Annotated in this window: 17 protein-coding genes; 9 read left to right on the forward strand and 8 right to left on the reverse strand. The window is 58.8% G+C overall.

Annotation, left to right across the window (positions count from 1 at the left end; translation table 11 throughout):
* Window positions 1-143: 143 nt before the first annotated feature.
* The 3 genes from CJU94_RS00500 to CJU94_RS00510 form a co-directional block, all read right to left on the reverse strand.
* Entirely contained in the window at window positions 144-2642 is a 2499-nt protein-coding gene (locus tag CJU94_RS00500; protein WP_095417093.1) for a cation-translocating P-type ATPase, read from the reverse strand.
* Between the two features lie 110 nt (window positions 2643-2752).
* Window positions 2753-4096 carry a sensor histidine kinase gene (locus CJU94_RS00505; protein ID WP_095417094.1) on the reverse strand — a complete coding sequence of 448 codons (1344 nt, stop codon included), beginning with the start codon at window positions 4094-4096 and terminating at the stop codon, window positions 2753-2755.
* On the reverse strand, window positions 4060-4734 hold the full coding sequence (locus CJU94_RS00510) for a response regulator (RefSeq protein ID WP_095417095.1): 675 nt from the start codon (window positions 4732-4734) through the stop codon (window positions 4060-4062). The genes CJU94_RS00505 and CJU94_RS00510 overlap by 37 nt, the downstream gene beginning before the upstream one ends.
* Before the next feature lie 292 nt (window positions 4735-5026).
* Here CJU94_RS00510 and CJU94_RS00515 point away from each other — a divergent pair, with 292 nt between their 5' ends.
* The 5 genes from CJU94_RS00515 (at window position 5027) to CJU94_RS00535 (ending at window position 12370) form a co-directional block, all read left to right on the forward strand.
* Entirely contained in the window at window positions 5027-6187 is a 1161-nt protein-coding gene (locus tag CJU94_RS00515; RefSeq protein ID WP_095417096.1) for a TolC family protein, read from the forward strand.
* Complete coding sequence (locus CJU94_RS00520) at window positions 6165-7232, forward strand: efflux RND transporter periplasmic adaptor subunit (RefSeq protein WP_157763693.1); 1068 nt, start codon at window positions 6165-6167, stop codon at window positions 7230-7232. The genes CJU94_RS00515 and CJU94_RS00520 overlap by 23 nt, the downstream gene beginning before the upstream one ends.
* A 21-nt stretch (window positions 7233-7253) precedes the next feature.
* The gene (locus CJU94_RS00525; protein ID WP_095417098.1) at window positions 7254-10298 is read left to right on the forward strand and encodes an efflux RND transporter permease subunit; all 3045 of its coding nucleotides are present in this window, start codon (window positions 7254-7256) and stop codon (window positions 10296-10298) included.
* A 105-nt stretch (window positions 10299-10403) separates the two neighbouring features.
* The gene (locus CJU94_RS00530) at window positions 10404-11612 is read left to right on the forward strand and encodes an MFS transporter (RefSeq protein WP_095417099.1); all 1209 of its coding nucleotides are present in this window, start codon (window positions 10404-10406) and stop codon (window positions 11610-11612) included.
* Window positions 11609-12370 carry a phosphatase PAP2 family protein gene (locus tag CJU94_RS00535; protein WP_095417100.1) on the forward strand — a complete coding sequence of 254 codons (762 nt, stop codon included), beginning with the start codon at window positions 11609-11611 and terminating at the stop codon, window positions 12368-12370. The genes CJU94_RS00530 and CJU94_RS00535 overlap by 4 nt, the downstream gene beginning before the upstream one ends.
* Window positions 12371-12493: 123 nt before the next feature.
* Here the strand turns inward: CJU94_RS00535 and phoU are convergent, their stop codons facing one another.
* Window positions 12494-13201 carry a phosphate signaling complex protein PhoU gene (gene phoU / locus CJU94_RS00540; RefSeq protein ID WP_095420160.1) on the reverse strand — a complete coding sequence of 236 codons (708 nt, stop codon included), beginning with the start codon at window positions 13199-13201 and terminating at the stop codon, window positions 12494-12496.
* A 61-nt stretch (window positions 13202-13262) separates the two neighbouring features.
* Complete coding sequence (locus CJU94_RS00545) at window positions 13263-13703, reverse strand: hypothetical protein (RefSeq protein WP_095420161.1); 441 nt, start codon at window positions 13701-13703, stop codon at window positions 13263-13265.
* A 408-nt stretch (window positions 13704-14111) separates the two neighbouring features.
* Between CJU94_RS00545 and CJU94_RS00550 the strand changes: the two genes are divergently transcribed.
* Window positions 14112-14309, forward strand: coding sequence for a DUF3562 domain-containing protein (locus CJU94_RS00550; RefSeq protein WP_095417101.1), 198 nt, complete (start codon window positions 14112-14114; stop codon window positions 14307-14309).
* Window positions 14310-14653: 344 nt separating this feature from the next.
* Here CJU94_RS00550 and CJU94_RS00555 read toward each other — a convergent pair whose 3' ends face one another.
* Window positions 14654-15472 carry a CHAD domain-containing protein gene (locus tag CJU94_RS00555; protein WP_157763694.1) on the reverse strand — a complete coding sequence of 273 codons (819 nt, stop codon included), beginning with the start codon at window positions 15470-15472 and terminating at the stop codon, window positions 14654-14656.
* Between the two features lie 434 nt (window positions 15473-15906).
* Between CJU94_RS00555 and istA the strand changes: the two genes are divergently transcribed.
* Both istA and istB read left to right on the forward strand, forming a co-directional pair.
* Window positions 15907-17430, forward strand: coding sequence for an IS21 family transposase (gene istA, locus CJU94_RS00560; protein ID WP_208645355.1), 1524 nt, complete (start codon window positions 15907-15909; stop codon window positions 17428-17430).
* A gap of 5 nt (window positions 17431-17435) precedes the next feature.
* Window positions 17436-18224 carry an IS21-like element helper ATPase IstB gene (istB, locus tag CJU94_RS00565; protein ID WP_095417103.1) on the forward strand — a complete coding sequence of 263 codons (789 nt, stop codon included), beginning with the start codon at window positions 17436-17438 and terminating at the stop codon, window positions 18222-18224.
* A gap of 242 nt (window positions 18225-18466) precedes the next feature.
* Here istB and CJU94_RS00570 read toward each other — a convergent pair whose 3' ends face one another.
* A complete protein-coding gene (locus CJU94_RS00570) occupies window positions 18467-18697 on the reverse strand; it encodes a hypothetical protein (RefSeq protein WP_244220892.1) in 231 nt (76 codons plus the stop codon).
* A gap of 152 nt (window positions 18698-18849) precedes the next feature.
* Entirely contained in the window at window positions 18850-19545 is a 696-nt protein-coding gene (locus CJU94_RS00575; RefSeq protein ID WP_095417104.1) for a VIT1/CCC1 transporter family protein, read from the reverse strand.
* Window positions 19546-21500: 1955 nt separating this feature from the next.
* Between CJU94_RS00575 and CJU94_RS00595 the strand changes: the two genes are divergently transcribed.
* Window positions 21501-23048, forward strand: a complete 1548-nt coding sequence (locus tag CJU94_RS00595; RefSeq protein WP_095420162.1) for a methyl-accepting chemotaxis protein — start codon at window positions 21501-21503, stop codon at window positions 23046-23048.
* The last annotated feature ends 244 nt before the right edge of the window (window positions 23049-23292 follow it).

The following is a 23292-nucleotide window of genomic DNA, read 5'->3' on the forward strand; positions in this document are numbered from 1 at the left end:
GAGAGACCTTCGCAGCCACACCGGGTTGGCGAGCGGCACCGTTGCTGTATCTTGCCTGGCCACTGTGTCGCCGTGTTTGCTACGGGAGCCAAAAATGTAATGCGCAACCAACGACGGGTCAGGCGGCTCGTGCGCCAACTCAATCAGATTCCTACGAATCGCCTGCGAATTGAATCTTTGAGTACGTAGTGCAAAGTCGTCATTCCCAATGCAGAAGCGACGACGATAGTAATCCACGAGTCTGCATCAAGGGGGACCATGCCAAGCGCATTTTGCAAGGGTGGCCAATAAACGACCAGAAGGTGAAGCAGCGGGGCTGTCGCCAGAAACGCGATGATGATTCGACGCTGCAGCGCCGTGCCACTCTTTCTCCGCTCCTCTGTGGTTACCAGCGTCAGAACGTACAGGCCGATAAGAACAATGACTGACACACTTGCTGTCGTACCGTATTGCTCACCCCGGTCCTGAAACAGGAAGAAATTCGCGTACACGAGGAGTGAGAAAAACGCGGTTACGAGGCCGGCCAGCATGGCGAACTTGAGTGGCTCGGCTACGAAGCGTTTCGTTGATTGTTTCCCGATGCGCGGCTTCATCAGCGTCAAAAGGGTCGCTGGTACGCCTATCGTCAAGATGTCAATCCACGTAATGTGTCTGGGACTTAGGGGAAAGCTAAGGCCGACAAAACCGACGAAGCCGACGAAAAACAGGCTGTACACGTTCTTCGTAAGGAACAGCTTCAGAATGCGTTTGATGTTGTGAATAATTCTATCGCCCTCTTCCGAGAGAGCCGGCAAATGGGCAAACGAATCTTTCAATAAAACAATATCGGAGACATCCCGAGCGGCGGCTGCGCCGGAATTCATGGCAACGCCAATATCCGCCTGTTTTAGCGCCAGCACATCATTCACCCCGTCGCCTATCATGCCCACAAAGCTGCCGTGAGATTGCAGAACCTTGATAATCTGCTGCTTCTGGGCAGGAACGAGCCGTCCGAAGAACTGACCACTCCGGACTGCCTTGTCGAACTCATCGGGAGTCATCGCGCCCAGGTCCGGCCCGCTCAGGGTCGCTCCGTAAGGAGTCATGCCTGCGAGCCGCGCGACCGCAGCGACAGTCTGCGGGTTGTCGCCGGATAACACCTTCAGACAGACGTCGCGGTCTTCATAAAAGCGGACCGCACTTACCACATCAGTACGAAGCTCGTCGCAGAGAACAACGAGCCCCAGAATGCGCATATCACCTGCGTGCTCGGATAATGCCGCGTCTGAACGGCCTATAGCGAGCACGCGCATGCCTTTTTGCAAAAGCGTATCAAGCTGCTCTCTCTGGGAAGACGTAAGACGTTTCTCCCCGAGCACCTCAGGTGCTCCAAGCCACAGAGAAAATTCCCTCCCATCGACATTCAGCCGCACCGCGCTCAGCTTCGTCTCACTGCTGAACGGCAATTCGCCAAGAACATTACTCTTGAGCGCGGGATAGGCGGAAGCAATTGCCTCGGTAGTCTGGTTCTGCGAGCCAACGGCTCCGACGAAAAGCTGCAAGAACCCACCGATTTCATCAGTCGAGCCGGAGAACGGGACCAACGAGTGAAACAGCAAACGATTAGTTCCAAGCGTGCCTGTCTTGTCCATGCATAGCACGTTGAGATGGCTCAACGATTCGACCGCACCGAGCTTCTGGACCAACACCTGCTTCTGTGCGGCTCGTAACGCTCCCATGGCGAACGCAAGTGTCGACACCAGAACCAGACCTTCCGGGACCAGGGCCTTTATCACGGTGACCAGCGACAGGATGGTGTCTTTGGCAGAAAGGTGCTTGATGTATGCCGACATGAGTAACAGCACGACGAGCAGTACAAGGATTGCAGTCAGGACCTTTATGACGGTATTGATGCTCCTCTGTGTGGGCGTTAGCCGCGAGGCGTATGTCTTCGCCTTGGCAGTTAGCTGGTTTACACCAGAGAGAATACCGACGCGCGTAGTCACGTAATCTCCAGAGCCGCTGAGGCAATGACTGCCCGATAGCAGCGGGTCTCCTTTACGCTTCTCCACACCTTCCGCCTCACCCGTCAGAAGCGATTCATCCATGACGATGCTCGTAGAGGTAACGAGCTCGCCGTCCGCCACAACCTGGTCACCGGGTCTCAGGCGTAAGACGTCTCCTTTGACGACCTCGTCACTTCCAATTTTCTGGTCGGTTCCGTCACGGCGCGCGGTGACGGTGGTATTCCGAAGCACGGCGAGGCGGTCCAACGCCCATTTGGCACGGAACTCATTGAAAATTCCGACCAGCATATTTGCGAAGGTAACAACCGCCAAAAACGCAGCGTCGTTGTTGGAATGGACGAGGAGGAGCGCAACAATCGATACGACCAGAATGCCATTGAAGACCGTCACAACGTTGCTACGGAAAATTCCGGACACGGTCCGTGTCGTGAACCTCGGTGCAAGATTGACGTTGCCTGCGCGACATTGTTCGGACACCTCTGCCTGCGTCAGACCGGCGCTATCGGACGTTGCATCGCTGGCGCCCGGATGCCCGGCCTGCAGCGGCGAGACCTGCGCCAAAGGCGAGGCTGCTCCGGCACAGCTGTCTTCACGCGGGCCAGGCGTTTCCATCAGGTTCTCGTTCTTGTCGCTCATTTGTCTTACTCGCCTCAATTTGCGGTACCGCGTTCCGGAGGCCTGAGAATCAAGTCATCCAGGTTGATTCATGATGGAGCCAGTGGCTCTTCAGGCGAGCGGGCCCAGTCTCACAACCGGGCCTTCTGATGGAGCGGATGGAAGTAACGGGCCCGGAAGCCGACCTTCATGTTCGCAAGCATGAGGCGCCCGCCGGTGCGGCGGGCGATTTCAGAGACGATAGACAACCCCAGTCCGCTGCCCGACTGCGCCGAGTGGTCCAGGCGATAAAACGGTTCCAATACGTGCGCAAGCTCTTCCTCCGGAATGCCCGGACCCGAGTCGGTAACTTCAAGCACCATCTCTTCGCCCAACCGGATGACCGAAACATCCACCCTTCCTCCGGTTGGCGTATATCGCACCGCGTTGTCGACAAGATTTCTCAGCACGACAGTGAGGGACGACACGTCTACAACGGCATCGACGTCCTCAAAGTGCTCGAATCCCAGGTCAATATTTTTTTCGCGGGCCATGTCAATCGTCGAGTTAATCACGTCAGTTGCCACCGCGCGCAGTGACACCCTCGTTGGCTGCTCCAGCCCCCCCTGTTCGGACCGCGCCAATGTGAGCAGTTGCTCAACCAGCCTATGGGTCCGGCGCAATCCCGACTGAAAGGCCGTCAGCCGCTCTCGAGCGTCTTGTGACGTGATGGTTGTGCCGAGGTTTTCCGCTTGCAGCGACAATGCCGCAAGCGGTGAGCGCAATTCGTGCGCAGCGCTCGCGACAAATCGGCGCTGGAGACTGATGGCTTCGCGCAAACGCGAAATGAGGCGGTTAATGGACCTGACAAACGGCAACGCTTCGTTGGTTATTCCGTCTTCAGACAACGGTTCAAGCGATACATCAGTTTGCTGGTCCACAACATTCGCCAGCCGGGAGAGTGGACCCAGCTTTGTTCTGACAATCACCACAATGACGACGCCCAATCCGGGAAGAAGAATGAGCATGGGTACAAGCGTTCTCATTGCGCCGTCCCGTGCAATTTCATCGCGCAGCGCGGAGGGTTCCGCCAACGCTATGCGTTCTCCGCTGCGCAGTGTTCTGATGTTGACGCGCCACCCCTTGCCATTGTCATCCAAGTCATGAAACCCGTCCGTCAACGTGTTGGGTACGATGAGTCCCGCCGCCTGTGCGAAACCTGTCAACGTTCCATTGAGCCTGTCAATGACCACCTTGACGTCCTTATCCGGTGAACTTTCAATCGATGACCGGGAACCACTGAACTCAAGAGCCCGACTGTCGATGAGAGCGGCAATTTCGTTTAACTGCCCGTCCTGCAGTTCCCTGGCTTCCTGATAGGCGAACAGAAACGACAACGCACAGGCAATCACACCAACCGCGACGATTACGCAGCCAATCCAGACAGACAGTTGCAACGTCAGGGAACGCGATTGCTTTGCTTGTCTACCAACCATCCCACACCTCGTACGTTGCGAATGACCGACGCTCCAAGCTTCTTGCGGATACCGTGAATCACCACCTCCACGGCATTGCTCTCGACCTGCTCTTCCCACGCATATACTTTCCGCTCAAGTTCGCTTCTCGACAGGACTGTTCCAGGCTTCATCATGAGCGCGCTCAGCAGTGCGAACTCGCGACCGGTCAGACTGCATTCGGTGTCGCCGTACACCGCAAGGTGTGTATTTAAATCCAGCGTCAGATTCCCGCTCGTCATTTTTGCGTCACCGTGGTCGCCGAGTCTGCGCGTGACCGCCCGAATACGTGCGAGCAGCTCGCCGATTTCAAACGGCTTCACCAGGTAATCATCGGCGCCCGCGTCGAGCCCGGCAATTCTGTCATCCACACTATCGCGCGCGGTGAGAATTATGACGGGAGCCTTGCTACCTTTTGCCCTCAATGACCGGAGCACATCAATGCCATCACGCTTCGGCAGGTTAAGGTCAAGAAGCACGACATCGTGCTCGCGTCCTGTCAGCGCACCTGTCGCTGAATCAGCATCGCATACCCAGTCAACCGCGTAGGCGGCGTCCTTCAACGCCTGTACGATTGCACCGCCAATCATTTCGTCGTCTTCTACAAGCAGAATTCTCATTATTTCCACCGGCCGGTACCAACTTGCTAAGTCAAATCTAAGTCTGGCGAAGTAGTATCTGAAGCGTTTTTTCGGGCGGACACTCACCGTGAGCCATCGTATTTGCGATAGTAGGTTGCAAGAGCGCATTACCGCAACCGGTCGGCGACGTAGAGGTGCAAATGCGCTCGCACGGTTCGCTCAGGTGACGCTGGCTGTAGCGTTAAGCGGATGTGCTTCGTATGCGCCCAAGCCTCTTCCAGAAGCGCCGCAATGGTCATATGACATAGCGACTACAGACGCGCCGCTGACCGTGGACCAGGTGGTCGAGCGGGCACTTCAGCGTAGCCCCGACATCCGGCGCGCGGAGCGGGAACTCGATGTCGCCACTGCCAGAGAATATGCAGACGGGCTGTTGCCGGACCCGACGCTGACATTCAGTACCGACCGTCCCGGAGCCGCCGGTTTTGTCCCAGCGTTCATGGCCGGGCTCAGCTACGAGGTGTCGGCGCTGGTTGACCGCCCCGCAAAGAAGCGAGCGGCCGCCAAAGCCAGTGAGAAGCAACAGCTCGCTTTGGAATGGGTGAAATGGCAGGTCGCGAACCGCGCTTACGCGCTGTACGTCACTAACGTGACCCTCCAGCGCCTCGAGGGTGAAGTCGGGCAGCTCGTGGCGTATCAGAGGGACGGTACCGAAAGATTGCAGAAGGCACTCGCGCGCTCCGAGGTAACACGAGACGCGGCCCTGCTCGCGGAAGTACAGTACGGTGACAACGTACAGCAGTTGGGCACGCTACGACAGGAGCATCTCAAGGCCGAGCAGGAACTAGCCAGGCTCCTTGACCTTCCGCCCGGTTCGCATTTGGCGCTCGTGGCTCCGCCGGAGCCATCGGAAGTCCCGCAGGACCTCATCGTCCTTGCGCTTTCAAACCTTGGCCAGCATCGGCCCGATTTGCTCGCGCTGCGCGCGGGGTACGACGAACAGGACGAGCGCTATCGCGCAGCGCTACTTGCACAGTTTCCGCGGCTCGATGTTGGCATCACAAGAGGCCGCGACACGTCGGCCATCTATACCTCGGGACTTGCCGTCTCTGTGACCCTGCCGCTGTTCAACGGTAACCGGGGCAATATCGCCGTCGAAAAGGCCACCCGGGAGAGCCTCTACCAGGAATACGGGCAACGACTCGACGACGCATATACGGCCGTAGACGGCATCAGTTCCGAACTGACTTTGCTAACTGAACGTCTTCACAGCTCGCAGTCCACGGAAGCCGCGCTCGAAGCATCACTGAAGATGTTACGTGTTGCCTATGCCGCTCGCGACGTGACCTTCCCGGTAATGGCCGACGCTGAAGTCCGCTTGCTGAGTCAACGCGTTGCGACAACGAAACTCGCGAATTCCGTCCTTCAACAGCAAGTCGAACTCTGTACCTTGATTGGCGTGAGCGCGATTGACCACCAACCGCTTCAATAGGCTACCCATGACATCTGTCCGCCTGTTGGTCTTCATTGCAGTTATCGGCGCGTGCTCCGTTGGTAGTCATCCCGCGTCTGCGGAAGATGTCGTGACGATGCCAGCGGTCCAGAAGCGCCTTGCATCCACCTTCTCGGCACCCGCCCGCGTGCAGGCAGCCTCCAGTACCGTACTGAGCGCGCCTACTGCCGGCGTCGTTTCCAGCCTGCGCGTGATTCCGGGTGAAGAAGTGCGGGCTGGGCAAGTGGTTGCACGGCTCACCGGTCCCACCATATCGACTGATACCGCACGTCTTGCCGCGGACCTGAAGTCGGCCCAGATTCGAGTGAGGGCCGCGACCCAGGCCGCCGCTATCGGACAACAGAAGCTGGAGGAACAACTCAGTACTCGCGATGCGGTCATTCGCGCACATGCCGAACTCGACACCGCGCGTCAACAACTTGCAGCGGCGCAGGCGGCATCCCGCGGCTACGCAAGTCTCACCACCATTAGTGCACCGGCCGCCGGGATGGTGACGGCCGTTAGCGCTGCCGATGGTCAGTACGTGAATGCGGGGCAGGCGCTCACAACCATCGCGCCTACAGCTGGCCTCTACGTAGTCGCCGACCTGTCTGGAAGCAATGCCAGCCCGATTGTGCCGGGAATCAAGGGCGTTTTTCTGCCCGAGGGCAACAATGTAATTGTTCAAGTGGTTGTTCAGCATGTATCGCGCAGTCTCACCGCTCCGGGTCAGGTGGAAGTCTGGCTCAAAGCTGGACCAGGCTACACCCTTGACCCGGGGGCGGTTGGCAACGTTTCTCTGGTCTTGTCCGATGACAGGCAAGTGGCTATCCCATCAACTGCGCTCATTCTCGACGCCGGTCAATGGTGGGTACTGGTGCGTGACCGGAGCGGCAGCCGTCGCCGCCAGGTCGTTCCGGGCCTGTCGGACGGCGGTTGGACATCAGTCAGGCAAGGTCTCGTGGCGGGCGAACGCGTCGTGACGCAGGACGCCTATCTTCTCTTTCACCAGGACTTTGCTACGCGTTATCAGCAAGCCGATTGACGTCGCTTACAAAGAAGAACAATGCTCAACGATATCGTCAAGAGGCCGCTACTCTGGGTCATGCTCTACGCAGGGCTGATTGCGTATGGTGTCTACGCGCTGTTGAACATTCACGCGGAAGTGTTGCCGCAGTTCAATATGCCGCAAGTGAGCTTCGTCGCGCAGTTGCCGGGCGCGACAACGTTGGACCTGGAGGGGCTGATTGCCCGACCGGTCGAAGCCGAACTGTCGTCGCTCGCGTCATTGAGCGACGTGCGGACAGTCATAGGGCAAGGTTCCGTCAAGATTGAAGCGCGATTCTCGGAGGGGACCACCGCAGCAAGTGCGCTTCAGGACGTCAACGGTGTTATCGGACGCATCAACAGTTCGTTACCCAAAGGTACGACTCTGACGACGGAAATCTCCGGCAATGCCATAAATGAGGTGGCGGACTACGCAATCCAGATTCCTGACGGCGTGGACGCGTCCCAAATCCAGCGTATTGTCGAGTCAAATTTCGCACCACGTGTCCGGGCGGTCGCTGGTGTACAACGCGTGTCGGTCGCCGGACCCGGAGCAGATGCGATATGGGTGCGCCCCGACCTTGCAAGGCTTCAGCGTTTCAACGTCTCTGCGTCGGCGCTCGCAGCATCGCTCGACGCGGCGACAGCGATGGTGCCGAGCGGGTATGTCAACCTCGGACATCAGGACGCATTCATGGAAGGCAGAAGTCTGCCGACGAGTACCTCCGGCTACGTGCGCATGCTCGTTGGGAGCCCTGGCGCCACGTTGCCTTTAGGCGCTGTTGCAGAGGTCATCCGGTCTGCGCTCCCGTCTCATCACTCCGTGAAACTCGATAACCGGCCGACCATTGCTCTAGTTGTTTTCAAGCAACCGGGGGCCTCGACGCTACCTGTCGTCGACGCAGTTGATAAGGCTCTGCAGGAACTCGAACCCCAACTGCCCGGCGGGGCACGCTTTGTGCGAATTTACAGCCAGGGGCACATTGTCGGCGTGGTCGCCTCGGATTTGACCAGGAATCTGGCCATTGGGGCCGTGCTCGCGGTCGCAGTGCTGTTCTGGATGCTCGGTGCCAGCCGCGGCATCTGGGCGATAGCGTTGAGCATTCCGTTATCGCTGCTGCTCGGTATCGCAGGGCTGTACCTGATGGGACAGACGCTGAATCTGCTGACGTTCGGCGCCCTGTCAGTCGCGGTGGGCCTGCTTGCCGACGACGCCATCATCGTACTCGAGAGCATTTATCACCGCTGGGAGGCGGGTGACGGTCGCTGGGAAGGTGTTGCACGTGGCTTGCGCGACATAGCCGGTCCCGACATTTCAGGGACGATGACGACCGTCGCGGTATTCCTGCCGCTTGTGTTCGTGGGAGGCCTCGCCGGACTTTTCTTCGTCCCGTTCTCTCTTGCAATGACAGTGAGTCTCATTGCGTCACTACTTATTTCGTTGAGTCTGATTCCGCTTGTGCTGGGATTCATCGGACCGCATATCGAGAAGCGCGTCACATCTGGTTCGCGTGCGGTCGCATGGCTCAAAAGCCGCAACTTGCGCCTGTTCGAAGTTGCGCTGCGTCATCCGCGTGTTTCGCTGTGGTCCTGCATCGCCATTTTCGTGGTCTCGGTGGCTGGGCTTGTGCTGGTGCCTGTCGATTTCCTGCCGCTTCCTAACGAGGCCGTGCTACTCGAAAGTTTTACGCTGCCGCCTGGAACTTCATTGCATGACGCCCAGGACGCATCGGACCGCATCACGCAACGATTGATGGGCCTCCCGCCTGTTGCGCACGTGTTTTCCCGCGTGGGGTCTGCTTCGGGAACCTCATACACCGAGCCTGCCTATGCAGGCGAGATTCAGATTGCGCTAAAACCTGATGTGAACGCGAGCAGTCTCGACCGAGTCGGCAAGCAGGTTCTGGATGCTTCAAAGCTCCCGGCGGTCCAGACAGTCATTGGGACACCGACGCTCGAACGGGTGGGTGAAACGCTGTCCGGCCTGCCGCAACCGTTTGTCATCGATGTCTACGGCGATTCGATTGAAGCATTGCAGTCACTGTCGAACGAGGTTACACGTCGGCTCTCAGGCATATCCGACCTCTCGGACGTCTTCAACAACGATGCCTATCCCGTAACAGAGTTGCAAATCACGCCCAATCCCGATGGTCTCGCGCTCCACGGCATTACGCCGGCGGCGCTTTTTTCCCAGTTGCACATCCTTCTGGCGGGACAAACGGTCGCCACCGTTCCAGAGGGCAATGGTCACCTGGATGTGTTCGTGAGACTCGCCGACCCTACGCATCTGTCCATCGAGCAGCTCAACCAGCTTCCTGTAATGGCCAATGGGTGGGTTGCGTTGAAAGACGTGGCGTACGTCCGCATGGCGACCGGACCCAACGTCATACGGCATCTGAACGGACTGCGGGCGGTCGAGATTCTGGCGACGCCCACTGCGCCGCTCGGCCAGGTCATTTCAGCGTCAAAGAAGGCCCTCGCGACGCTTCCCTTACCGGCGGGATACGAGGTGAGGTTTGGTGGCCTATATCCGCAACTCGAACATGCCGCGCTCAATGTTGGCGTGGCAGCCGTAGTTGCTCTCGCGCTGATGCTAGGTATCCTGACACTACAGTTCGATGGCCTCCTCGTGCCCGGTCTGCTTCTGCTGCAGATGCCGTTGGCGTTCTCCGGGGGAGCTATTGCCCTGGTGGTGAGTGGTGTCGGTCTCAACGCCATCGGTTTGATTGCGTTTCTTACCCTGATTGGAGTGAGCCTGAACCACGGCATCGTCTTGCTGCAGTTGGTAAAGCGAAACGAAGCGCAAGGACTCCCGGTGGTCGAAGCCGTGCGCGACGCTGTTGACGTGCGCTTCCGGCCGATTCTCCTGACTGTGCTGACAGCCTCACTGGGCCTGCTGCCGACGGCGCTCGGTTTCGGCAAAGGTGCCGCCCCTGAACAGGGGCTCGCAATCGTTACGTTGGGTGGGCTAATCTGGAGCGGCTTGCTCAGTACGAACCTGCTGCCAGCCCTTTATGTGTACAGGCGCGAGAAGCAACTTCGGAAAGCATCCCTGAGGCGTTGAGTTCGTGTAGAACATCGCCCTGTCATTGGCACGGTTTTATGATGGCGTCACACCCGCGCAGGGCTGTACAGCTGTTGTACGCGGCAATTCCAGAATCGAGAAAAGATGCAGACCAATTCCACGCCGCGCGCCGGCACGCTTAGCCAAATCCCACGTGGTATCTGGATGCTCGGCTTTGTCAGCATGTTCATGGACATCTCGTCGGAAATCATTCACAGCCTTTTGCCGATGTTCCTGGTAACTGGCCTGGGTGCGAGCGCGATGATGGTTGGTCTGATTGAGGGCGTCGCCGAAGCGACCACACCGATTGTGAAAATGTTCTCCGGTGCGCTGAGCGACTACCTCGGCAACCGGAAGTGGCTGGCGGTCATTGGATACGGCATGGGCGCGTTGAGCAAACCGCTGTTTGCGCTCGCGCCGACGGCGGGCATCGTACTGACAGCGCGCGTCGCCGACAGAATCGGCAAAGGCGTGCGGGGTGCCCCGCGCGACGCACTCGTCGCCGATATCACACCCCCACATCTGCGTGGGGCCGCCTATGGCTTGCGACAATCGCTCGACACGGTCGGCGCGTTTCTCGGACCTTTGCTCGCCGTCGTGTTGATGCTGCTGTGGGCAGACAACTTTCGCCGCGTATTCTGGGTGGCTGTGATTCCCGGACTGGTCGCGGTGGCATTGCTGGTGTTCGGCGTTAAGGAACCCGCGCTTCATTCGGACGCGAAACGTGTTAACCCGATGAAGCTCGAAAGCCTGAAGAAGCTGAGCCGGTCTTATTGGTGGGTGGTGTTCATCGGAGCGGTATTCACGCTCGCGCGGTTCAGCGAGGCATTCCTCATCCTGCGCGCGATGCAGGGCGGTGTACCGATTGCGCTGGTGCCGCTGGTGATGGTGGCAATGAACCTGGTGTATTCCGTCTCTGCCTATCCCTTTGGCAAACTGGCTGACTCGATGAGCCACACCAGACTACTCGCCATCGGCCTTGTGGTGCTGATTGCGTCGGATGTCGTGCTTGCACACGGAAGCCACTGGCCGGTCGTATTGCTGGGTGTCGCGTTGTGGGGCCTGCATATGGGGCTCACGCAGGGCCTGCTCGCGACGATGGTTGCACATGCAGCACCGCCGGACCTGAAAGGCACCGCGTTCGGCTTCTTCAATCTGATGAGCGGACTGGCGATGCTTGTGGCGAGTGTCGTCGCGGGTGAACTCTGGGACCGGTTTGGAGCAGGCACAACGTTCTATGCAGGCGCTGGATTCTGTATCGCGACGCTGATTACGCTCGTCGCGAGGACAACGACGTCTGGCGGTGAAGCATGAACTGGCGTTTGCTCTTCAAGCGCATCGGAATCCGCAACCTGCTCGTTGCTGGCGTACTAGCTGTCGGTGGTACGTGGCTTTTCCTTGGCGTGCTGGAGGATGTCGTTAGCGGGGACCCGCTTGTTACGGTCGACGTCAGGATTCACGCGGCGCTCCAGTCTATCCGTTTCCCGCTACTCGACTCCATTATGGTCGCCGCTTCGGAAATGGGCGATGCTGCCGTCACCATCCCGGTGATTCTCGTCGTCCTTGCGTGGCTCGTCTGGCAAAGGCGGCTGCGAAGTGCCACTTACTGGATACTGGCGGTAGTGCTTGCACAGGCGTTCGTCGTAACAATGAAGTTTGCCATGCGCCGTGCGCGACCGTCATCGATGTATGAGGGCCTGCAGGGATTTTCCTTTCCCAGCAATCATGCAACGCTGAGCGTTGTCACCTATGGATTTCTCGCGTTTTTCGTTGCGCGCGCGTGGGGCAGCGCCGCACGGCTGCGTATTGCGACTGCCACCGCACTGTTTATTCTCCTGATTTCGTTCTCACGCCTTTATCTGGGCGTGCACTGGTTTTCTGATGTGCTCGCCGGAATCAGCTTCGGTGTGGCGTGGATAGCAACGGCAACGGTGCTGCATCACGTAGGCGATGCAGGCCAAAGGGACGCTTCTTCACTCGGCGTGGCCTCCTTCGTCACGTTTGTCATCAGCGCGACGGTGCACATCATCATGCAACACGGTGTGGACATGACCCTCTACGCCCCCGAGTAGCATGCTCACCAGCAATTTCTTTACTGCTGCTTCCGGAAGCTGTGATTGCCTTTCCAATGCAACTCGGCGTCGCACGTGCGACACATAACGACGGACTCCAGCGCGACTGTAACCATCCGCTCCTCAATTGCCGTAGGTTCCGCGCCCACGCTGCTTTCGATGCTCGTGGCGAATGTCGGTGCCACGGACGGCATAGATGACGGATTCGGCAATGTTGGCGGCATGGTCGCCGATACGCTCAATGGATTTCGCGATGAACAGGTAGTCGAGCCCAGTCTGAATTGTCCGAGGGTCTTCCTCCATGGACGTGACAAGCTTGACTACGAAGGCCCGAAATTCGGCGTCGAGGGCTTCGTCGTCGAGGACAATCTGCGCGGCCGCAGTTGCGTCCATGCGCGCAACTGCGTCCAGTGCTCCGCGAAGCAGGTGTGAAGCCATTTCGCCAGAAGTCTTGATTTCGGTGATGTTGAGGTTCCACGCGCCTGCGTCCATCACGACGCGGCGAGTGCGTTTCGCTATCTTCCGTGCCTCGTCGCCAACACGCTCAAGGTTGGCCGCGCACTTCGAAGTCGCCATCAGAAGGCGCAGGTCGGAGGCCGCCGGCTGCCAACGGGCAATAATGTTAACCACTTCGTCGTCGACTTCTATTTCCATGAGATTGAGTCGACGCTCAACGTCGCCGACATGCTCAAGAGGTGTCAGGTCGAACGTCGTCAGCGCTTCCAGCACGCACGCAATCTGTGACTCGACCAGACCACCCATTTCGAGCAGCCTCGTCGAGACCAGATTAAGTTCGGCATCAAACCTGCTCGAGAGATGTTTGTCTGGCATGTTCTGTCCTCGACCAGGAGTGTCCATGCCGTGCGCGCGCTGGTCGCTTGTAAGCGCCACGTTACGAATTTCCGGGTCGACCGGTTTTGACCGTTTCGACAGCCGAAATTGCCGCGAGCAGCCGCTTCGCCGATGCCGCCTCGAGCAGAATCAGTCCCGCGCGCAGAAGCTCACTTTTCCTGACCGACACGCCCGCGTCGAGGCACGTCTGTTTCAATGCTGCGATTTTGTCGTAGTCGGATTTCGGCATTGTGAAACTGTCGCGCACGACCTTCTCCTTCTTCACACGCTTCGCCTTGTCCTCTACGGCTCCGCCAGTTGGCGTCGCGTCGACCGCTAGCACCCGCTTTGGTTTTTTCGTCTTTGTCGGGGCAGCCCGAGTATCAGTGGTTACCGCGTCCGGCGCCTCTGCTTGCGTCTCATCGGCTGCTGCACGTCCATTGCCATTCTTCGGAAAGTGAAACGCCTTCTTCGTCGGCTTCCTGATACGGGGTTCAATCATGGCCATCTCCAGCCTCAATAAACGATATAAACAGTATATATCGTTTATGAGTCTTTTCCCGGCTTTGTGGTGAGCGCCCCGCGAGGCGCCGACTGGAAAGCTGTCCGTAGACCTGTTTGCAAGGCTGTGGAATCACATAGACAAGTTCAGCAAGCCGCCGATGTGACCGGATTCGTACAATGCGAGCGTTAGCCACGCATCCAGGTTCTGACGATAAAGATTCTAGGGAGTAAGCACACTGGAATAAGCACACCTTCTTTCGAAAGACAGCTGGGTATGTTCAGACAAGACGAGGATAACCAGTTTGCGTCAACCATAGGATGATTCAATTTGCACGGAGGCCGACAACGTCGTTTAATCGACTTCCAGCTGGCTCCCATCACTCTTGCAGCACGCCCGGAGCGCACAATGGCCGACCTTAACTTTGAAGACGTCGTCAAGGCAATCGCCTCTGACACCAATACCCCAACCGAGACCGTATCGAGGATGTACGCCGAGACGTGGGCTCAATACAGTGACGGGGCGCGTGTCCTGGACTACCTGACAGTCCTGGTCGCTAAACGTGTCCGGGAAAACCTTCGCGGGGTTTCGCAAGACAGGCACTAGACCGCCGCCACAGAGTTTCATCCAGTCGATTCGCGGCATCCTGCATCATCAGATGCTTTCTCATAACCAGTTCGTTATCCTTACATCTGCTGCGCGCCTGATGTTGAGAAATACAGTCTGATGAGCGGCTTTCGGTATCGCCGCATGTATCGTGTCATGATACGTACGGTAGGCGCCGACTACGACACCGGCATTTCAAGTGTGCGAGGAACGGTATCAACGGTACTGGAACTCCTCACGAGGTCGCTGTCAACTGACGTGTCTCGCCGAAAGGAGGAAACGAAAATCCGGCGAAAAAATCACACTCGCTCTGGAATGTGCAAGCAAGCTGCTTCCTTGGCCGATTAGCCCGTCGTCCTGCGCAGGATTTCACGTGCGGCGCGCATGTGGCGCTTTCTCAGTTCTTCCAGAAAGCCCACGGCCGCCTCGACCGTCTTCGGCTCGCCGAGCTGGAACGAATACTCCCGCAATAGTGTCTCGCTTGTGACGACGTCGTTGAGTTTGCCAAGTTCGTCCTGCACGGACGTCAGGCGTGCGATGCCATCCTCATGGCTACCGTCAAGGACTGGCGAAAAGAACTCCAGCAGATATCGCAGCTTCTTCCCGGCGATTCGTACGTCGTGAAGCGTCGCGTAGCCTACCCCTTCCTGCAAGGCAACTCTTTTCACTCTTTTCATGAGCGCTTTCTCAGCCGATTCCACACGTTCCCGCGCAAACGCGTCAATCGTGGGGCTGACGGCACGCAAATCCAGCTGGTGTCGGGCGCCTGTCAGTGCGCGCTCGATTATCCGCTCGACACCGGCGTTCCCGATTGTCTTTCGACTGAACGACAGCGCTGCGGCACGATGCTCGTCGACGAATTCGAGAAGTGAAGCAAATTCGTGCATCGACTGTTCGGCCGATAGCAGGTCGCGCAGGACATCCCAGTCGCGCGTTTTGCCTGCGGCATTGGCCAGCGATTTGAACTCGCCCCGTTGCAGCTCCGAGTCTTGCCGGTCGAGCAGTGGCTGGTATGCCCACCAGAGCGACCGCAAACGACGGAGCGAGACGCGAAGCTTGTGGAGGATTTCAGGGTCCGCGTCCAGATGCAATGCGTGAGCGCGCCGCACTGCATCCGAAGAAACTGACGTCGCCAGACAAGCAAACGCGTCGGCCGCCGACATGGTCCGGGTTATCGAATTCCCTCTCTTTCCCTCGTCGCCGGGGTTAGGTGTACATGCTCGTGCTGCTGTCGACACGTGTATGTTGGAACTCATTTTCCGGAATACCTGCGAACACATTATTGTCGACAGAGATAGCGAGCGGCCGGTACGTCCGCACTTGCGAATTCCATGTCACGGATCGGCGTAATGAGGCCATTCCGGGATCGGCGTAATCGAGCCACCAGATGATCGCCGTAATCGAGCCAGTGCAGGATCGGCATATTGGAGCCACTCGATGATCGGCGTATAGGAGCCACCTCAGGATCGGCGTAATCGGGCCACTTGACCGGCTCGTTGTTATGTCGGGCTGCAGCCCGAAACGCATTTCGAATTTCCGCAACCCGGTACCTTCGGATTCTTTGCCCGGAGGGCCGATGAGTAGAAGGAGGTTCGAAGTGTTTGAGTATCGACAGGTCCTGGCGCGCATGCGTCAGGGCGATTCTGACCGCGACATTGCCGGCGCGCGCCTGATGGGGCGCAGCAAGCTGAAGACTGTACGGCAGGTCGCGCTTAACCAGGGCTGGCTCGATCCCGGGCGCCCTTTGCCAGACGACGCCGAACTCGCTGGCATCTTCGGCCGCAATCCGAAGCTGCCCCGCAGTTGCGTCTCCACGCTTGAGCCGTTTCGCGATCTGGTGCGCGGCTGGTTCGATGCCGACGTACAAGGCACGACGATCTTCAGCGCGCTGCAACGCAACCACGGTTACAGCGGCAGCTATTCGGCGGTACGCCGCTTCCTGCTGCACCTGAAGGCTGAGCGAGGCGTCGCTGCGACGACCATCCTTGAGTGGGCGCCAGCTGACGCCGTGCAGGTGGACTTCGGCGCCGGGCCGGTGCTCACACACGAGTCGGGCATTCCGCTCAAGACGTGGATCTTCGTCATGACCCTGTGCTGGTCGCGGCATCAGTACGCCGAGATTGTGCTCGACCAGACGGTCGAGACATGGCTGGCCTGCCATAGGCGTGCGTTCGAATGGTTCGGTGGCTGCCCAGGTCGCGTCATCATCGACAATGCGAAGTGCGCGATCACGAAGGCCTGCATGTACGATCCCGAGGTACAGCGCTCGTATGCTTCGGCTGCCGAAGCGTACAGTTTCCGGATTGACGCATGTCCGCCACGGGATCCGCAAAAAAAAGGAATCGTTGAATCGGGCGTCAAATACGTCAAACGATCCTTCGTGCCGCTGCGCGAGTTCCGCGATCTGGCCGATGCCAACCGGCAGTTGCGTGACTGGGTAATGCAGCAGGCCGGTGTACGCGATCACGGCACAACACGTCAACAGCCGCTGGCGCGCTTCGCCATCGAGAAGCCCCTGCTCACGGCACTGCCCGATGTGCCGCCGGTGCTCGCGGTGTGGAGCGAGGTCAAGGTACATACGGATGGGCACGTCGTCTACAAGAAGGTGCTGTACTCCGTGCCATTCACGCTGGTCGGCAAGCAATTGTGGCTGAAGGCGACCGACACGGTGGTGCAGGTGTTCCACCGGCATGAGCTCGTCGCGACACACGCTCGCAAGCGCAAGCCCGGCGATCGCTCGACAGTACGGGAGCACCAGCCACCTGAAGCGCAGGCCTGGCTCGAGCACGACCCGCAGTGGTGTCTGGCCCGGGCAAAGGAGATCGGGCCGGCCTGCCACGCAGTGATTCTCGCGCTGTTCAACGACAAGGTACTCGTGAACCTGCGCGGCGCGCAGGGCATCGTGCGTATGCGCGAGAAGTACGGCGATGCACGACTGAACGCCGCCTGCGAACGCGCACTCACGTTCTCCAGCCCGAAGTACCGCACCATCAAGACCATTCTCGACAAGGGGCTGGACAGCCAGCCTGCGGCGGCCCCCGCGCAAACGCCGGCGCCCGCCGACACCTATCTGAACGGCGGCCGCTTCGGCCGCGATCTCCAATCTATCCTGCTGCATTGAACACCATGAATCCGAGTCCAGAACTGAATTCCATCCTCAAGCAACTGCGCCTGTCGGGCATCCTCGACTCGCTCGAGCAGCGCAACCGCCAGGCCATCGACGGGCAGCTCGCCTACACCGAGTTCCTCGCCATGTTGCTGCATGACGAGGTCGCGCGGCGCGACCAGAAGAAGCTCGGCGCGCGGCTCGCCCGCGCCGGTTTCGCGCTGGGCAAGACGCTCGAGAGCTTCAACTTCGACCTGCTGCCTAAACTCAATCGAGCACACATTCACGATCTGGCCACGGGCCGCTACATCGACGAGAAGGTCTGCATTCTGATGGTCGGCCAAACGGGCGTCGGCAAGTCGCACCTGGCTCAGGCCCTGGGCCACTGCGCTGCCCGCCAGGGGCGCGACGTGTTGTTCATCACGCAGACTGACCTGCTCAAGAAACTGCACGCGGCGCGCGCCACAGGCCTTTACGAGCGCAAGTTCCAGCAGTTCGTGCGCTCGCCCCTGCTGATCATTGACGACTTCGCGCTCAAACCCCTGCATCCGCCCCACGACGAAGACTTCCACGATCTGATCGCCGCGAGGTATGAGAAGGCCGCGACGGTCTTGACTTCAAATCTCGACTTCAGTGAATGGGGCGACGCATTCCCCGATAACCGCATTCTTGGCGCCGCTACGCTTGACCGGTTACGCCACGGCGCCTATCGGGTAGTGATCGAGGGCGAGAGCTTCCGCAAGCCCAAACCAATGCCTGAAAATGGCGAAAACGCCGTTGCAAAATCCGGCAAAAAACCGCATTCTTGAGTCCCTTCGAAATCGCGTTTCGGGGCCACTTCTGGTGGCCTCATTATGCCGATCATCCCCGGCGCGATTACGCCGATCCGTGACATTCCACGAACCGCTATGGTTTCGGACGCTATCGCCCCACCTGATTAAATCGTACAACGATAAGTTGCCGAAAGCCAATTGAGCTCTGCCTTACCAGGAGGGTTGCGGAAAATCCCGCCATACCAATAAGTGCATAACGAAAATACCGGGTCGAAGGCCTAAACCTCACAAGGTTGTGGTTGCGGCAATACAAGCAGCGCGTTGGCGGCCTGAGCGACGACCGGTACAGCTTGCGTTGAAGGCGCGGTCGTTGCCTTGGACATCGGAAGAATGCCGGTCATCGCAGCGATGCCAGTCGCACTAGCCAGGACAACGGCCACTGCCCGGGCTGCAAACAGACGGTGGATACGACCGCCTTGCGGCAAACTGGAAGTCAGGTTGGTATTCATGTCGCGCTCCGTTGACGTGTGTCAGCAAGAACGCCAGACGCGACAAACCGGTGGGCGTAAGACCTCGATATTTGTAAGCAGTCTTGGCGTTTCCCGGCTGTCTTTCGGCAGCGTTGTCCCGGACGTATCGCTTTCAGATGGCGTCCGGCGCTTCAGGCAACCGCTCCGAACAAGGCACCGACACCTGAGGACACGCCCATGGCTAAGGCGCTCCAGAATACCACCCGGATAACACCCGGGCCGACTTTCGCCCCGCCAGCTTTCGCGGCCAAGCCACCCAGGGCCGCCAGCGAAACAAGAGCAGAGACGACGATGGCCGGCAGTAGTACGGCTTCGGGCGCGAGTGCGGCAACGATAACCGGCAACGCGGCGCCAACCGCAAAGCTGCCGGCAGAAGCCAGTGCTGCTTGCAGAGGACGGGCGGCAGTGACCTCCGAGATGCCCAGTTCATCGCGAGCATGAGCACCCAGCGCATCGTGCGCCATCAGCTTTTCGGCAACCTGCCTCGCAAGCGGCAAATCCAGGCCCCGCCGCACATAGATTGCCGTCAATTCTCGATGCTCGCGGGAGAGGTCGGCATCGAGCTCCGCCCGCTCCTGGACCAGCGCCGCCTTCTCCGTATCCGCCTGCGAGGAAACCGAGACGTATTCTCCCGTCGCCATCGACATGGCCCCTGCAGCCAGGCCGGCCACAGCCGTCAGCACTACGCTTCCGTGAGTAGTGTGCGCGGAGGCTACGCCGGCAACGAGGCTGGCCGTTGAGACAATCCCGTCGTTGGCGCCCAGTACAGCGGCACGCAACCAGCTAATGGATTCCAGACGGTGCTGCTCCTCATGCCGAACAGGCATAACTCCTCCAGGTTTGAAATGTTGATTCACTGGCTCACAGCGGTGGATGCAGTGGCAGTCGTTTGCTGAAGCTGTTATGGGGGTGCAGTGCACCCGTTCGCTGGCTCGTGACGCCCATCCCGCGGCATTTCGTGCCAGCGCAGACGGGTCTCGCAATTCGCGCAGCAGCTTTGCCCCCCTACTCGACCGGTCGGTACTCACCTGACCACGTCAGCGGCTATTCATATTCTTCCATTTGCGTATTTGATTGCGTGTGCGAAAGCATCCAGCGCATAAGCCGGGCTTCCCGTCCTAGGTTGTAAGAGATATACCACAGTATCGCGAAGGTCCGGCCCCTCCGCAGCACGTCCCAATGACCACATCCATTTCCGGAGCAGAAGGGCCGACGAACGGGCCCCAAGTCTTTGCCCGTAGCTTGCCTAGTCCGGAAATCATGGGGCGCCGCTGCTCAAGCGTCCGTAGACTCATATCGACTGCCGGCTCGATGTCAGCACTGAATGCATCGAATCGCAGGCCGCCAAGTTTGCGCAGCAATGCCTCGACCATGACGCCAAGAGCGGAATTTCCGCGACACGAGAACAGGACGTTGCATTTCTGAACCATAGAACGCCCCAGTCATATTCTGGCGATAAATTTTTGCGAGAATTCTAAAGGGAACATTTTTCGCTGCCGTGACATCCCTTCTTCGAAGACGTCCGAAAGTTCAGGCTCTTCGCGCCAGGCGCGAGGGTTTCACATCCTGCGAGCAGTCACAGGCCTTTTAAGGAGCGTGGCCCTGATGCTCTGCCAGGCCACTTTCTAGATTTACGCCGCCAATCCTCTGGACGCGTGGTGCTTTACCTTTACCGCAAGACATGACATCGAAAGAAACTGGTCAAGCGAACCAAAACCGCACCGTGACCCAAATTGCGGCCGACTTCGCGGAGCTTCTGGCGACACGACTATCATTCATTGAGGCAAGCCGGAGGTTCGAACTGTTGTGGGACGAGGCGAACGCGGCGGCGAGTCGTCTGTTAGAAAACGGTCTCGGGCACGGCTATATCGCCTTGCTCAGGCCAATGCACGCAGAGTTCAGTTCTCGCTTTCCAGATAGCGACGACACGGATTGGATGGGGACCAGGTCGGCAACGGCAAACGCCGCGATGCAGGCAGCCAGTAAGGTCTTGACAATGCATGAGCGTTCGACGACGCCGTCACAAATTGATATATGCCGTTGATGCGAGTGTGTCGCCAACCCATCAGGACAATGTCGGGACCTGCCATTCAAAAGACCAACAAACCCGGGAATCTGCGGGCTCGCTCCCGGGCGGTGCGGGTCGTTGCCGATGACGAGTGGGCCAACGAGCAGCACAAGACAATTGTCGTCAGATGGGACCGGGTGCGCCCTCGTTCTGTAACCCGAGACGAGACGCACCTGTTCGCGCCTGGTCAAGTCAGCGCCAACGTCATCGACAACCACTTCTCTTATCCGACGTTCACGATAATGCACGCGGCAGGTCTCGCTATCGGCAGCGGTCAGCGCTGGCATCTACGGAAACCGGCTTGGCAGGGAGGACTCTAGGGGATGAACGGCGCTGGGAAACCCGCTGCTCAGGCGCAATGGGCTTGAACAACTTACGCGGGCGACATGGATGCGTCTGCGTCTCCGATGGCCACAGCGGCCATGACGCCGACGAGGCCCTGTGCCCTACGCCCCGCGTCAGCCGACCTGTCGCTTCGTACACCCGTGCTTAAGACGCCACGTCGAGCAACGCTATCCAGCCTCACAGAACTGACGCCTCCTATGCGCACCAAATCCGTGCATTGCGTCACAAAACATTCACTGAATATCGTGCGACGCCGGCCGTAAACAAGACGCACGCCACGCTGATGGCTGCGCTCCGCCACAAGTCCTGTATGAACCCGCGTGTGCTAGCCGCCCGCCCACCGAATTGCGAAGTATGCAGCCCCCCGCCATGAGCAAACTCACCGTAAAAAGCCGCCTCCTGATTGTGACGACGGCCGTCGCCGCTATCCTCATTGCCGTTGGAGTTGCAGGACTTTTTGGCATGACGCAGGGAACGAACGCCCTGAAAAACGTCTTCGAGGGCAGCGCAAAGGCACTCCAGACCATATCGGCAATAGATGAGCTCGTGGGGGAGACGCATTTCTCTGTAAGTGACGCAGTGCTCGACCCTTCCGCCGCGAAAACCCAGGCAGTGACTGAGGCAACAGCGCGCCGCATCGAGAAAATTGACCATCTCATCGACAGTTTTCTGAGCTATCAGTTGGTCGGCGACGAGAAAAAGCTTGCCGCACAATTCGTGTCCAACTGGCGCACGCTCCGCGACAAGGGATTCAAGCCCGTCGCGCAGTTGCTGCAGGCAAACAACCTCTCAGAAGCACAGTGGGTGGTGACTCAAACCATCGAACCTACGGCTTCGGCCGTGAAGGCTGAAGGAGCACAGCTGCGCGAACTTCAACTTGTCGCTGCTCAAGGAGAGTATGACCGGGCGATGAACACCAGTCGCGTTGTGCAATGGGTCGTTGCCGCGTCTATCGCCATCGGCGTCGGCATTGTGGCCCTTCTGTGCACTTCGATGGCACGCATGCTCTTCCTGCAACTGGGAGGCGAGCCAGCGGTGGCGGCTAGCATCGCCCACCGGGTCTCCGAGGGCGATTTGTCCGTGGTCGTTCCCGTCAAACATGGCGACACGCACAGTGTCATGTACGCAATGAGCCTGATGCGTTCGAGGTTGGCATCGATGATTGGTGGCATTCAGTCGTCGACGGACACCATCGCGACTACTACTTCCGCTATCAGCGCGGGCAACACCGCACTGTCCAGCCGGACTGAAGAGCAAGCTGCAAGTATCGAACAAACGTCAGCGAGCATGGAACAGCTTGCGTCCACTGTTAAGGCGAATGCGGACCACGCGCGCCAGGCGCGCGAACTTGCAAACGTGGCTTCGGACAAGGCGCACGAAGGCGACCGCGCGGCTGCGGACGCAGTCCGCCGGATGCAAAGTCTCGCCCAACGTTCCGCCCAGATACGGGAAATCACTTCAGTCATCGAAGGCATTTCTTTCCAGACCAATCTGCTTGCACTGAACGCGGCTGTGGAAGCGGCGCGCGCTGGCACTCAGGGCCGTGGATTTGCTGTTGTTGCGCAGGAGGTACGGGGTCTTGCGGAGCGCAGCTCGAAGGCTGCGAAGGAAATCGCGGCGCTCATTAGAGATGTAACGACAGAGGTGGATTCAAGCGGAACCGCGGTAAAGGTTGCCGGCGAAACTATCGTAGAACTTCTTGGCTCCGTTACAGGCGTGTCAGAACTCGTCGAAGCAATCGCACACGCCTCTCGCGAACAAAGCGCGGGCATCGACCAAATCAATGCGGCGGTTTCACTCATGGACCACATGACCCAGCAAAACTCGGCTTTGGTTCAAGACAGCGTCAGTGCCGCGAACGCTCTGGAGATACAGGCTCAACAGTTGAGACAGGCCGTTCAGACGTTTCAACTCTGACGCAGACCTTGGCCGGCCTATTGACAGGGAACGGACGACATCAGGACATCTCCGGACCCGCAGTCCTGGCGGGAAAACAGAGGCTGGTACCCTGGTCGCGTTTCGCTGTAAGCCCTTTTCTCAGGGCATCCTGCTCCGCATGCAACTTGTCCGACAGGCTCCAATGGTGCCCGACTGGTGCCGCCCTGCGATGTGCAGGCGCCATCGGTGAAATAATTCTCGGCACGGCTGCGCCTCTCCATTC

This window comes from Paraburkholderia aromaticivorans, from assembly GCF_002278075.1.
Lineage (GTDB): Bacteria > Pseudomonadota > Gammaproteobacteria > Burkholderiales > Burkholderiaceae > Paraburkholderia > Paraburkholderia aromaticivorans.